Here is a 12,950-nt window from a genome sequence, read left to right as displayed (position 1 = left end):
CAATGAAATTGCCAATTTACCTCGACTACTCCGCGACGACCCCTGTCGATCCGCGTGTCGCGCAGAAAATGATCGATTGCCTGACCGTCGAAGGAAACTTCGGTAACCCGGCCTCGCGCTCCCACGTCTTTGGCTGGAAAGCCGAAGAAGCGGTCGAGAACGCCCGTCGTCAGGTCGCCGACCTGGTCAGCGCCGATCCTCGCGAAATCGTCTGGACCTCGGGTGCTACCGAATCCAACAACCTGGCCATCAAGGGTGTTGCGCATTTCTACGCCAGCAAAGGCAAGCACCTGATCACCTCCAAGGTTGAACACAAGGCTGTCCTCGACACCACTCGCCAGCTGGAACGCGAAGGTTTCGAAGTGACCTACATCGAGCCGGGTGAAGACGGTCTGATCACGCCTTCGATGATTGAAGCGGCACTGCGTGACGACACCATTCTGGTTTCGATCATGCATGTGAACAACGAGATCGGCACGATCAACGATATCGCCGCGATCGGTGAACTGACCCGTTCGCGTGGTGTGCTGTTCCACGTCGATGGCGCGCAGTCGACCGGCAAGGTTGAAATCGATCTGGCCAGCCTCAAGGTTGACCTGATGTCGTTCTCTGCTCACAAGACCTACGGCCCGAAAGGCATCGGCGCACTCTACGTCAGCCGCAAGCCGCGTGTTCGCCTTGAAGCGACCATGCACGGCGGCGGTCACGAGCGCGGCATGCGTTCCGGCACCCTGGCCACCCACCAGATCGTCGGCATGGGCGAAGCCTTCCGTATCGCCAAGGAAGAAATGGCTGCTGAAAACGTGCGCATCAAGGCACTCAGCGATCGTTTCTTCAAGCAGGTCGAAAATCTGGAAGAGCTGTACGTCAACGGCAGCCTGACTGCACGCGTACCGCACAACCTGAATCTGAGCTTCAACTACGTCGAAGGCGAGTCGCTGATCATGGCGCTCAAGGATCTGGCGGTATCGTCCGGTTCGGCCTGTACCTCGGCCTCGCTTGAGCCTTCGTACGTACTGCGTGCCCTGGGTCGCAACGATGAGCTGGCGCACAGCTCGATTCGTTTCACCTTCGGCCGTTTCAGCACCGAAGAAGAAATCGATTACGCCGCGCAGAAGGTTTGCGAGGCTGTCACCCGGCTGCGCACACTTTCGCCGCTGTGGGACATGTTCAAAGACGGCGTCGACATCTCCAAGATCGAGTGGGCGGCGCACTAATTTAAAGTCGCCTCCAACACAGGTCATGCGCCATTGCGCGTGACCTGCAGAGCGGCTCCCTGATGTGAGAGGAATAGAATCATGGCTTACAGCGAAAAGGTCATCGACCACTACGAAAATCCACGTAACGTCGGCAAGATGAACGCGGAAGATCCTGATGTTGGCACCGGCATGGTCGGCGCTCCTGCGTGCGGCGACGTGATGCGCCTGCAGATCAAGGTCAACGAGCAGGGCGTTATCGAAGACGCCAAGTTCAAGACCTATGGCTGTGGTTCGGCCATTGCGTCCAGCTCCCTGGCGACCGAGTGGATGAAAGGCAAGACTCTGGATGAAGCAGAGACCATCAAGAACACTCAGCTGGCTGAAGAGCTGGCACTGCCGCCGGTGAAGATTCACTGCTCGGTACTCGCTGAAGACGCCATCAAGGCGGCCGTTCGCGATTACAAGCAGAAGAAAGGTCTGCTGTAAGCAGGCTTTTCAAGAGAGGCTTGCGACAGAGTTAACTGCAACAGGCTAATGCAACAGGCTAAGGAGTTCCGATGGCTATCAGCATGACAGAAGCTGCCGCTAACCACGTACGACGCTCCCTCGAGGGGCGCGGCAAGGGTGACGGCGTTCGTCTGGGTGTCCGCACCACAGGCTGTTCAGGTCTTGCCTATGTGCTCGAGTTCGTCGATGAGGCGGCCAGCGAAGACACCGTGTTTGAAATGCACGGCGTCAAGGTGATCATTGACCCGAAAAGTCTGGTCTATCTGGATGGCACCGAGCTCGACTTCGTGCGCGAAGGGTTGAACGAAGGCTTCAAGTTCAACAATCCCAACTCGCGCGGTGAGTGCGGCTGTGGCGAAAGCTTCAACGTCTGAGGCTTTTATTGTGGGTACTCCCTGTCACTTCGCCCTGTTCGACCTCAAGCCCGAGTTTCAGCTTGATCTTGATCAGTTGGCTACGCGCTACCGCGAGCTTGCGCGCAACGTGCACCCGGATCGTTTTGCGGATGCCCCCGAGCGTGAGCAGCGTGTTGCGCTGGAGCGCTCGGCCAGTCTCAACGAGGCCTATCAGACCCTGAAAAGCCCGCCGAAAAGGGCGCGCTACCTGTTGGCAATGAACGGCAACGAAGTGCCGCTCGAAGTCACGGTGCATGATCCCGAGTTTCTTCTGCAGCAGATGCAATTGCGCGAAGACCTCGAGGACTTGCAGGACGAGGCTGATCTGGCCGGCGTTGCGACCTTCAAGCGTCAGCTCAAGGTCGCTCAGGACGAACTGAACCAGAGCTTCGCGGCCTGTTGGAATGATGCTGCACAACGCGAGCACGCTGAAAAGCTGATGCGGCGTATGCAGTTTCTCGACAAGCTTTCTCACGAAGTGCGCCAGTTAGAAGAGCGCCTCGACGATTAACCCCGCGCGGCTTCGGCCGCGCGCCAGTGATTATTCTGAACAGCATGGCTTTACTGCAGATCGCCGAACCCGGCCTGAGTCCTCAACCGCACCAGCGTCGTCTGGCTGTGGGTATCGACCTGGGCACTACCAATTCTCTGGTTGCTGCAGTACGCAGCGGCCTGTCCGAACCGCTGGCCGATGCAGATGGGCAGGTCATTCTGCCGTCTGCCGTGCGCTATCACGCTGATCGTGTCGAAGTAGGGCAGTCAGCGAAAGTCGCCGCCTCCCAGGACCCGTTCAACACCGTTCTGTCGGTCAAGCGTCTCATGGGGCGCGGTCTGACCGACGTCAAGCAGCTGGGCGAGCAACTGCCGTACCGGTTTGTCGGCGGCGAGTCGCACATGCCGTTCATCGACACCGTGCAGGGGCCGAAAAGCCCGGTCGAAGTCTCCGCCGATATCCTCAAGGTCCTGCGCCAGCGCGCAGAAGCCTCGCTGGGTGGCGAGCTGGTAGGCGCGGTGATCACCGTTCCTGCCTATTTCGATGACGCTCAGCGTCAGGCGACCAAGGACGCTGCCAGACTCGCAGGCCTCAACGTGTTGCGCCTGCTCAATGAGCCCACGGCTGCTGCCGTTGCCTACGGTCTGGATCAAAAGGCCGAAGGCGTCGTTGCCATCTATGACCTGGGCGGCGGAACCTTCGATATCTCGATTCTGCGTCTGACCGGTGGTGTGTTTGAAGTACTGGCCACTGGCGGCGATACCGCTTTGGGTGGCGATGACTTTGATCATGCGATAGCCAGCTGGATCGTTACTGATGCCGGTCTGTCTGCCGATATTGACCCTTCTGCGCAACGCAGCCTGCTGCAGGCTGCCTGCTCGGCCAAGGAAGCGCTGACTGACGCCGAGTCTGTCGAGGTCGTCTACGGCGAGTGGCGTGGCACGCTGACTCGCGAGGCGCTCAATGCGCTGATCGAACCTATGATTGCGCGCAGTCTCAAGGCCTGTCGCCGCGCGGTCCGTGACACCGGTATCGAGCTTGAAGAAGTCGAGGCAGTGGTCATGGTCGGCGGTTCGACCCGTGTTCCACGAGTACGCGAAGCGGTGGCCGAGCTGTTCGGTCGTCAGCCGTTGACCGAGATCGACCCGGATCAAGTGGTGGCCATCGGGGCTGCGATCCAGGCCGATACCCTGGCCGGCAACAAGCGTGACGGTGGCGAACTGCTGCTCCTCGATGTGATTCCGCTCTCGCTGGGGCTGGAAACCATGGGTGGGCTGATGGAGAAGGTCATTCCGCGCAACACCACCATTCCTGTGGCGCGTGGTCAGGAATTCACCACGTACAAGGATGGCCAGACGGCCATGAAGATTCATGTCCTGCAGGGCGAGCGTGAATTGATCAGCGACTGTCGTTCGCTGGCGCGCTTCGAGCTGCGTGGCATTCCGCCGATGGTCGCAGGTGCGGCAAAGATTCGTGTCACCTTCCAGGTAGATGCTGACGGTCTGCTCAGCGTCTCGGCGCGTGAAATGGGCTCGGGCATCGAGTCGAGCATTCAGGTCAAGCCTTCCTACGGGCTGACGGATGACGAGGTCACTCGCATGCTCAAGGATTCCTTCGAGTATGCCGGCGACGACAAGGTCGCTCGTGTGCTGCGTGAACATCAGGTCGATGCCGAGCGCCTGCTCGAGGCTGTACAGGGTGCCCTGGAAGCCGATGGCGAGCGTCTTCTCGACGAGGAAGAGCGTCTGGTCATCAACCTGCAGATGGACGAACTCCGTGAACTGATGCAAGGCACCGATGGTTATGCCATCGAGCAGCAGACCAAGCGTCTGTCGCAGGTGACCGATGCATTTGCTGCCCGACGCCTTGATTCGACGGTAAAAGCCGCACTGGCCGGGCGCAACTTGAATGAGATTGAGGAATAACTGATGCCGCAGGTGATTTTTCTGCCCCACGCCGAGCATTGCCCGGACGGGCTGGTTGTAGAAGTGGAGCCCGGCACGTCTATTCTCGACATTGCCCACGAGCACCACATCGAGATTGAAAGCGCCTGTGGTGGCGTGTGTGCGTGCACCACCTGTCATTGCGTCATTCGCGAAGGGTTCAATTCGCTGAATGAAGCCGATGAGCTGGAAGAAGACATGCTCGACAAGGCGTGGGGGCTGGAACCACAGTCGCGTCTGTCCTGTCAGGCCATTGTCGGCAACGAAGACCTCACGGTCGAAATACCCAAGTATTCGCTCAACCACGCCGCTGAAGCGCCGCACTGATTCAAGGATTGCTCATGAGTCTCAAATGGGTTGATGTGCAGGAAATCGCCATCCAGCTGGCTGAAAGCCACCCGGAAGTAAATCCGCTCACCGTCAGTTTCCCCAGGCTGCGTGATCTGGTCATGGCCTTGCCTGAATTCGATGACCACCGGGACCGCAGCGGGGAAAAGGTCTTGGAGGCGATCCAGACATTGTGGATCGAAGAGCTGGATTGACGTTCAGTAACGCGCGCAGTTAGGCAATACACCAGAACCCGCGTATAATTCGCGGGTTTAATTTTTCGCTTCAATCACTGCTTCTGGAGTTTCACCATGGCTGTTCAACGTACTTTCTCCATCATCAAGCCTGACGCCGTTGCCAAGAACGTAATCGGCGAGATCACCACTCGTTTCGAAAAAGCCGGTCTGCGCGTTGTCGCTTCCAAGCTGAAGCAACTGTCCAAGGCCGAAGCTGAAGGTTTTTACGCTGAGCACAGCGCTCGCGGTTTCTTCGGCGACCTGGTTGCCTTCATGATCTCCGGTCCGGTTGTCGTTCAGGTTCTGGAAGGCGAAAACGCTATCGCTCTGAACCGCGAGCTGATGGGCGCTACCAACCCTAAAGAAGCTGCTGCCGGCACCATCCGTGCTGACTTCGCTGATTCCATCGACGCCAACGCTGTTCACGGCTCCGATTCCGAAGCAGCCGCCGCTCGCGAAATCTCGTACTTCTTCGCAGCTACCGAAGTAACCGCTCGCTAAGTCATTTTTGACTGACGAGTGAAGGGTGAATTCATGATTGCATCGACTGGTAAAACCAACCTGCTGGGGCTGACTCAACAGGAAATGGAGAAATTCTTCGACTCTATCGGGGAGAAGCGCTTCCGTGCCGGTCAGGTCATGAAGTGGATTCACCACTTCGGCGTCGACGATTTCGACGCGATGACGAACGTCAGCAAGGCCCTGCGCGAAAAGCTCAAGGCCTGTGCTGAAGTTCGCGGTCCTGAAGTGGTCAGCGAGGACATCTCCAGCGACGGCACCCGTAAATGGGTCGTGCGCGTAGAGTCCGGCAGCTGTGTCGAGACCGTCTACATTCCGCAGGGCAAGCGCGGCACCTTGTGTGTTTCGTCCCAGGCGGGTTGTGCCCTGGATTGCAGTTTCTGCTCCACGGGCAAGCAAGGCTTCAACAGCAACCTCACCGCCGCCGAAGTCATCGGTCAGGTGTGGATTGCCAACAAATCCTTTGGCAGCGTCCCGGCTACCGTCGACCGTGCCATCACCAACGTGGTGATGATGGGCATGGGTGAGCCGCTGCTGAACTTCGACAATGTCATTGCCGCCATGCATCTGATGATGGATGACCTGGGGTATGGCATTTCCAAACGCCGGGTGACCTTGTCCACTTCCGGTGTGGTACCGATGATCGATGAGCTTTCCAAGCACATCGACGTGTCCCTGGCCTTGTCGCTGCACGCACCGAACGATGCGCTGCGCAACCAGTTGGTGCCGCTCAACAAGAAATACCCGTTGAAAGTGCTTCTCGAGTCCTGCCGTCGCTACATGTCCAGTCTGGGCGAAAAACGTGTGCTCACCATCGAGTACACCATGCTCAAGGACATCAACGACAAGGTAGAACACGCGGTCGAGATGATCGAACTGCTCAAGGACACGCCTTGCAAGATCAACCTGATCCCGTTCAACCCGTTTCCGCACTCCGGTTACGAGCGTCCCAGCAATAACGCGATTCGTCGTTTTCAGGATCTGTTGCATCAGGCCGGTTATAACGTCACTGTGCGCACCACGCGCGGTGAGGACATCGATGCTGCATGCGGCCAACTGGTCGGGCAGGTGATGGACCGCACACGCCGTAGCGAACGCTATATAGCCGTGCGTGAGTTGAGCGCCGAGGCCGATGCGGCCCCTGTTGCGGTGACTCGAACCTGACTGCGAACCTGACCGAGAGAGACTCCATGTCTGTGCGTGCCTCGCTGCTGCTATGTTTTGTCGTCTTGCTGACAGCATGCGTGTCCACAGGCAACGTCAACCCGTTGACGACGGCTCAGGGGCGCGAGGAAGCGCGCAAGGCTTATGTGCAGCTCGGGCTGGGGTATTTTCAGCAGGGGCAGACCGAGCGGGCTAAGGTTCCTCTGAAGAAGGCGCTCGAACTCGACAGCTCCGATGCGCAGGCCAACGCCGCACTGGCTCTGGTATTTCAGACCGAGATGGAGCCGGAGCTGGCAGAGCAGTACTTTCGCAAGGCATTGGCCGCCAGCAATAACGAAACACGTATCGTCAACAATTACGGCAGCTTTCTGTTCGAGCAAAAGCGTTACAAGGAAGCCTACGAGCGTTTTGAACAGGCGGCTGCCGACAACCTGTATCCTGAGCGGTCACGGGTTTTTGAAAGCCTGGGCATGACCTCGCTGAAGCTGGGCAACCGCGAGCAGGCTCGCGAGCAATTTACCAAGGCATTGCGCCTGGACCGGCAGTTGCCAGTATCCTTGCTGGAAATGGCTCAGCTGTCCTACGAAGACAAGCAATATGTGCCAGCGCGTGACTATTACGACCGTTTTAGCCAACTCAGCGAGCAAAATGCACGTAGTCTATTGCTCGGTACACGGTTGGCGAAGATATATGATGATCGTAACAAGGCAGCCAGCTATGGTCTGCTGTTGAAAAGACTCTATCCCGGTACGCCGGAATATCAGCAATACCTGTCGGAGCAATGATGAAAGCGGCGCATCCCGAAGTTGTAGCAACCAATCGCGTGAACCCTGGAGAAACCCTGCGCCAGGTCCGCGAGAGCAGGAGCTGGTCGCTGCCAGATGTGGCCTTGAGACTCAATCTCACCGTGACCTCCCTGACCAATCTGGAGAACGGCCAGTTTGAAAAGCTGCCCGGGCATACGTTCGCCCGGGGGTATGTGCGCGCCTACGCCAAACTGCTTGACCTTGATCAGACGGCGCTGGTCGAGCAGTTCGATCAGTTCACCGGCACCGACGGCAAAGGCAGTTCGGTTCACGCGCTGGGCCGTATCGAAGAGCCGGTCAGGCTGTCGCACAACATTCTGCGTATTGTCAGCCTGCTGTTGCTGGTGATCCTGGTCGGCGGCGGTTTCTTCTGGTGGCAGGATCAGGCCACCTTGCGCGGCAAGGACCAGTCCGGGCTGAACATGGAGCATGTCGAAGTCGAAAGCGCTGACGGCACTACGCAGATTCACCCGCTTGACGAGCCGGAAGAGCCTGCTGTGGCCGAAACGCCTGCCTCCGGACAAACTTCCTTGCCGTTGAATACCGGTGCGCCTGCCAGTGAGGCACCCGCTGCTGCGCCTGCGGCCCCGGCTTCCAACGCTACAAGTCACGCAACCGCACAACCACAGACGCCTGCTGCCGCCACGCCACCGGCGAGCACGCCGCAAGCTCCCGTTGCTGCGCCGACCGTGCCTTCGATGCCGACTGCACCTGCCGAGCAGCCAGCGCCTGTCATGGCGGGTGCCGGTCAGGTGACCGTACAGTTCGTTGCCGATTGCTGGACCCAGGTCACTGACGGAAACGGCAAAGTGCTGGTCAGCGGTCTCAAGCGCAAGGGCGACAGCCTGGATGTCAGCGGCAAGCCACCGTTGACCCTGCGTCTTGGCTATGCGCGCGGCGCGCAGGTCAGCTACAACGGTCAGTCTGTGGATGTAGCACCTTTTACCAGCGGCGAAACTGCTCGCCTGAAGCTAGGGCAATAAGTCATGCACGGCGAATCTCCAATCAAGCGTCGCGAATCCCGAAAAATATGGGTCGGTTCCGTACCGGTCGGTGGTGATGCGCCGATCGCGGTGCAGAGCATGACCAACAGCGACACCAACGATGTGGCCGCTACCGTGGCGCAGATCAATCGTCTGGAAGCCGCGGGTGTCGACATCGTGCGTGTGTCGGTGCCGGACATGGACGCTGCCGAAGCCTTTGGCCGCATCAAGCAACTGGTCAAGGTGCCGCTGGTCGCCGATATCCACTTCGATTACCGCATTGCCCTGCGTGTGGCGGAGCTGGGCGTTGACTGTCTGCGTATCAACCCGGGCAATATCGGTCGTGAAGACCGTGTCCGTGCCGTGGTCGATGCTGCGCGTGATCGGGGCATCCCGATCCGCATCGGCGTCAATGCCGGTTCGCTGGAAAAAGACCTGCAGAAGAAGTACGGCGAGCCTACGCCAGAGGCCCTGGTAGAATCTGCGCTGCGCCATGTCGAGCACCTGGAGCGCCTGAACTTTCCGGACTTCAAGGTCAGCGTCAAGGCTTCCGATGTCTTCATGGCTGTCGCTGCCTATCGTCTGCTGGCCAAAGAGATTGTTCAGCCGCTGCACCTGGGCATCACCGAAGCCGGTGGCCTGCGTTCTGGTACGGTGAAATCGGCTGTCGGTCTCGGTATGCTGCTTGCCGAGGGAATTGGCGATACTATCCGCATCTCGCTGGCGGCTGACCCGGTCGAGGAAGTGAAGGTCGGGTACGACATCCTCAAATCGTTGCGCCTTCGTTCGCGTGGAATCAACTTCATCGCCTGCCCGAGCTGCTCGCGGCAGAACTTCGATGTGGTCAAGACCATGAACGAGCTGGAAGGTCGCCTCGAGGATTTGCTGGTTCCGCTGGATGTCGCGGTCATCGGTTGTGTGGTCAATGGTCCGGGCGAAGCCAAGGAGGCGCATATCGGCCTCACCGGTGGCACGCCGAACCTGATCTACATCGACGGCAAACCCGCGCAGAAACTGACCAATGACAATCTCGTGAATGAGCTGGAACGCTTGATTCGCGAGAAAGCGGCTGAAAAAGCCGAAGCCGACGCCTCGGTCATCGTGCGCGGCTAACCCGGATTGCTAAGGATTTTCTGTGAGTAAGTCTCTACAAGCCATTCGTGGCATGAACGACATTCTGCCCGAGCAGACGCCACTGTGGCGTCACTTTGAAGGCACTGTTGCACGTCTGCTGGATAACTACGGTTACCGGCAGATTCGTATGCCTATCGTCGAATTCACCGAGCTGTTCAAGCGCTCCATCGGTGAAGTGACCGATATCGTCGAGAAAGAGATGTACACCTTCGCCGACCGCAACGGCGACTCTCTGACCCTGCGCCCTGAAGGCACTGCCGCGTGCGTGCGCGCAGTCCTCGAGCACGGCATCACTGGCGGCGGCCAGGTTCAGAAACTGTGGTACATCGGTCCGATGTTCCGTCACGAGCGTCCACAGAAAGGCCGTTATCGTCAGTTTCACCAGATCGGTGTAGAAGTTTTCAACCTTGACGGTCCGGATATCGATGCCGAACTGATTGTCATGACCTGGCGCCTGTGGGGCCTGCTGGGCATTCGCAACGCCGTCAAGCTTGAGCTGAACAGCCTGGGCACCAGCGAGGCGCGTGCGCGTTACCGCGATGCGCTGGTCGAATACCTCTCGGCACGTCTCGACCAACTGGACGAAGACAGCCAGCGCCGACTGAAAACCAACCCGCTGCGCGTGCTGGACACCAAGCACCCTGAAACCCAGGCTGTGCTGGTCGATGCGCCGAAACTGGCGGACTATCTGGATGACGAATCCCGCGTTCACTTCGAAGGCCTGAAGGCCCGTCTGGACGCAGCCGGTATTCCTTATGTGATCAATCCGAAGCTGGTGCGTGGCCTGGATTACTACAGCAAGACCGTTTTCGAATGGGTCACCGATCAACTCGGTGCTCAGGGTACGGTCTGTGCAGGCGGTCGTTACGATGGACTGGTCGAGCAGATGGGCGGCAAGCCTACTGCAGGCGTCGGTTTCGCGATGGGTATCGAGCGACTGGTTCTACTGCTTGAAACCCTTGAGCAGGTGCCGGAAGAAATTGCCCGTCAGGTCGATGTCTACCTGTGCGCGTTTGGCGAAGCGGCCGAACTGGCGGCCCTGGCACTTACCGAAAAGGTGCGTGATCAGTTGCCGACCCTGCGGTTGCAGGTCAACGCCGGTGCCGGCAGCTTCAAGAGCCAGTTCAAGAAAGCCGACAAGAGCGGTGCGCTGTACGCGCTGATCCTCGGCGAAGAAGAACTGGCGGCAAAGGTCATTGGCGTCAAACCCCTGCGTGGCCAGGGTGAACAACAAAATATTTCCTGGGATGCTCTGTCAGAGCACCTGGCCTCCTGCGTCGTGCAGGGTTGAAGCTGATTTAACAGCCGTTTAGCGAATAGGAGTATTGGGGTGTCGGGTACCGAAGATGAAGAGCTGGCGGTAATGAAGGACTGGTGGCAGCGCAACGGCAAACCTCTGTTGACCGGTGGTCTGCTGGCGCTGGTCGTGGTTCTGGGTTGGCAGTTCTGGCACAGGTATCAGGCCAGCCAGTCGCAAGGCGCCTCGATGCTTTATCAGCAGTTGCTGGAAACCGCACTGACGCCCAGTGGCCAGGCAGACACCGCACGTGTCGCCGAGATCTCCGGCAAACTGAAAAGCGAATTCGGTGGCACTACCTACGCACAGTTCGGTAGCCTGTTCGTCGCCAAGGTGGCGGTCGATGCCGGCAAGCTGGATGATGCTGCAGCCGAGCTGAAAACCGTGGCCGACAAGCCTGCCAACGACACGCTGGGCGAGATTGCCCGTCAGCGTCTGGCGCGCGTGCTGGCTGCGCAGAACAAGACCGATGACGCGCTGAAGCTGCTCGACGGCGATGCCGACAAGGCTTTCCTCGCCAGTCGTGAAGAACTCAAGGGTGACCTGCTGGTACAGCTGGGTCGTACCGACGAGGCGTATGCTGCATACCAAAAGGCCAAATCTGCTCTGTCCGAAGACGCAGCAGTGGGTGGCCTGCAAATGAAGCTCGACGATCTGGCGAAAGGGGATGCGTGACGTGATTCGTTGGAAACATGCAGCATTGCTGGCTCTGGCCATTCTGGCCGCGGGTTGCAGCAGCAACAGCAAAAAGGAATTGCCTCCGGCCGAGCTGACCGACTTCAAAGAAGAAGTGGTTTTGCACAAGCAGTGGAGCCGTTCCGTTGGCGACGGCCAGGGCAAGACTTACAACATGCTCGTGCCGGCCATTGATGGCGACCGCATCTATGCGGCTGACGTCACTGGAGAAGTCGTGTCGCTGGACCGTCTGACCGGCGACGTGATCTGGAAGAAGGATCTCGACCTGCCCGTTTCCGGTGCAGTCGGCGTGGGCTATGGCCTGGTAATGATCGGCACCCTCAAGGGTGAAGTGATTGCCATGGACGCCACGTCCGGTGAGGAAAAGTGGCGCGCTCGCGTGACCAGTGAAGTACTGGCTCCGCCTGCCACCAACGGTTCTGTGGTTGTTGTCCAGACTCAGGATGACCGCATCGTCGGTTTCGACGCTTCTACCGGTTCGCAGCTCTGGATCTACGAAAGTACGCCAGCGGTGCTTACCCTGCGCGGCACGGGTGCTCCACTGGCAACCAACCGTCTTGCCGTGGCAGGTCTGTCGACCGGCAAGGTAGTCGCTCTGGATATCACCAACGGCGTGCCGATCTGGGAACAGCGTGTTGCTATCCCGCAAGGTCGCTCGGAACTGGATCGCGTTGTCGATATCGACGGCGGCCTGCTGCTGTCCGGCGGTACCCTGTACGTCGCTACCTATCAGGGTCGCGTCGCCGGTCTCGATCTGGAAAGCGGTCGTGTGCTCTGGCAGCGTGATGCTTCGAGCTACTCGGGTGTCGCCCAGGGCTTTGGCAGCGTCTACGCCACTCTGGCCTCCGGTACTGTCGAAGGTATCGACGAGCGTTCGTCCTCTGCACTGTGGAGCAACGAATCACTGGCTCGCCGCCAGCTCGGCGCACCGGAAGTGTATTCCAGCTATGTAGCGGTCGGTGACATGGAAGGCTACCTGCACCTGTTGAGCCAGGTGGACGGTCGTTTTGTCGGTCGCGAACGTATCGACAGCGACGGCCTGCGTGCTCGTCCGCTGGTGGTTGGGGACATGATTTACGTGTATGGCAACAGCGGCAAACTGGAAGCCCTGACCATCAAGCAATAAGTGTCCATGCCCGGGGCCAATGGCCCCGGGTGCCCTTGCTTCGGCAAGGCTGCGGTGCCTTTGTGGCATCGCCCCGAACTCCGGCCGCTGCCCTGCAGCGGCTTTTGTATTTTCTGAAATAACGA

At 58.9% G+C, this 12,950-nt stretch carries 15 protein-coding genes; all 15 read left to right on the top strand.

Going from position 1 to position 12,950, the window contains the following annotated elements; genetic code table 11:
* Window positions 1-2 precede the first annotated feature (2 nt).
* The 15 genes from BLR20_RS09415 (at window position 3) to bamB (ending at window position 12,825) form a co-directional block, all read left to right on the top strand.
* Window positions 3-1,217 carry an IscS subfamily cysteine desulfurase gene (locus BLR20_RS09415; RefSeq protein ID WP_003409112.1) on the top strand — a complete coding sequence of 405 codons (1,215 nt, stop codon included), beginning with the start codon at window positions 3-5 and terminating at the stop codon, window positions 1,215-1,217.
* Between the two features lie 81 nt (window positions 1,218-1,298).
* Window positions 1,299-1,685 (top strand): Fe-S cluster assembly scaffold IscU, encoded by a 387-nt coding sequence (gene iscU, locus BLR20_RS09410; RefSeq protein ID WP_002552476.1) that lies wholly within the window; start codon window positions 1,299-1,301, stop codon window positions 1,683-1,685.
* A gap of 71 nt (window positions 1,686-1,756) precedes the next feature.
* A complete protein-coding gene (gene iscA, locus BLR20_RS09405; RefSeq protein ID WP_003365093.1) occupies window positions 1,757-2,080 on the top strand; it encodes an iron-sulfur cluster assembly protein IscA in 324 nt (107 codons plus the stop codon).
* 10 nt (window positions 2,081-2,090) lie between these two features.
* Window positions 2,091-2,612: a co-chaperone HscB gene (gene hscB, locus BLR20_RS09400; RefSeq protein ID WP_032613738.1), complete on the top strand. Its 522-nt coding sequence runs from the start codon at window positions 2,091-2,093 to the stop codon at window positions 2,610-2,612.
* A 44-nt stretch (window positions 2,613-2,656) separates the two neighbouring features.
* A complete protein-coding gene (gene hscA / locus BLR20_RS09395; RefSeq protein ID WP_032613736.1) occupies window positions 2,657-4,519 on the top strand; it encodes a Fe-S protein assembly chaperone HscA in 1,863 nt (620 codons plus the stop codon).
* Window positions 4,520-4,522: 3 nt separating this feature from the next.
* Window positions 4,523-4,864, top strand: coding sequence for an ISC system 2Fe-2S type ferredoxin (gene fdx, locus BLR20_RS09390; RefSeq protein ID WP_003314175.1), 342 nt, complete (start codon window positions 4,523-4,525; stop codon window positions 4,862-4,864).
* A gap of 14 nt (window positions 4,865-4,878) precedes the next feature.
* Window positions 4,879-5,079: a Fe-S cluster assembly protein IscX gene (iscX, locus tag BLR20_RS09385; RefSeq protein ID WP_032613734.1), complete on the top strand. Its 201-nt coding sequence runs from the start codon at window positions 4,879-4,881 to the stop codon at window positions 5,077-5,079.
* A 96-nt stretch (window positions 5,080-5,175) separates the two neighbouring features.
* On the top strand, window positions 5,176-5,601 hold the full coding sequence (gene ndk, locus BLR20_RS09380) for a nucleoside-diphosphate kinase (protein WP_002552482.1): 426 nt from the start codon (window positions 5,176-5,178) through the stop codon (window positions 5,599-5,601).
* A 33-nt stretch (window positions 5,602-5,634) separates the two neighbouring features.
* Window positions 5,635-6,783: a dual-specificity RNA methyltransferase RlmN gene (gene rlmN, locus BLR20_RS09375; protein ID WP_003314177.1), complete on the top strand. Its 1,149-nt coding sequence runs from the start codon at window positions 5,635-5,637 to the stop codon at window positions 6,781-6,783.
* Window positions 6,784-6,809: 26 nt separating this feature from the next.
* On the top strand, window positions 6,810-7,568 hold the full coding sequence (gene pilW, locus BLR20_RS09370) for a type IV pilus biogenesis/stability protein PilW (RefSeq protein ID WP_054992949.1): 759 nt from the start codon (window positions 6,810-6,812) through the stop codon (window positions 7,566-7,568).
* Entirely contained in the window at window positions 7,568-8,572 is a 1,005-nt protein-coding gene (locus BLR20_RS09365; protein ID WP_054992950.1) for a RodZ domain-containing protein, read from the top strand. The genes pilW and BLR20_RS09365 overlap by 1 nt, the downstream gene beginning before the upstream one ends.
* A 3-nt stretch (window positions 8,573-8,575) precedes the next feature.
* Window positions 8,576-9,685: a flavodoxin-dependent (E)-4-hydroxy-3-methylbut-2-enyl-diphosphate synthase gene (gene ispG / locus BLR20_RS09360; protein WP_003365075.1), complete on the top strand. Its 1,110-nt coding sequence runs from the start codon at window positions 8,576-8,578 to the stop codon at window positions 9,683-9,685.
* A gap of 22 nt (window positions 9,686-9,707) precedes the next feature.
* The gene (gene hisS, locus BLR20_RS09355) at window positions 9,708-10,997 is read left to right on the top strand and encodes a histidine--tRNA ligase (RefSeq protein ID WP_032613729.1); all 1,290 of its coding nucleotides are present in this window, start codon (window positions 9,708-9,710) and stop codon (window positions 10,995-10,997) included.
* Between the two features lie 39 nt (window positions 10,998-11,036).
* Window positions 11,037-11,678 carry a YfgM family protein gene (locus BLR20_RS09350; protein WP_002552488.1) on the top strand — a complete coding sequence of 214 codons (642 nt, stop codon included), beginning with the start codon at window positions 11,037-11,039 and terminating at the stop codon, window positions 11,676-11,678.
* Complete coding sequence (bamB, locus tag BLR20_RS09345; RefSeq protein WP_010428301.1) at window positions 11,671-12,825, top strand: outer membrane protein assembly factor BamB; 1,155 nt, start codon at window positions 11,671-11,673, stop codon at window positions 12,823-12,825. The genes BLR20_RS09350 and bamB overlap by 8 nt, the downstream gene beginning before the upstream one ends.
* Window positions 12,826-12,950: the final 125 nt, after the last annotated feature.

It is taken from the genome of Pseudomonas congelans (genome assembly GCF_900103225.1).
Classification (GTDB): domain Bacteria; phylum Pseudomonadota; class Gammaproteobacteria; order Pseudomonadales; family Pseudomonadaceae; genus Aquipseudomonas; species Aquipseudomonas congelans.
Note: the sequence above shows the minus strand (reverse complement) of the source record. Positions and strands in the feature narration are given on the sequence as shown.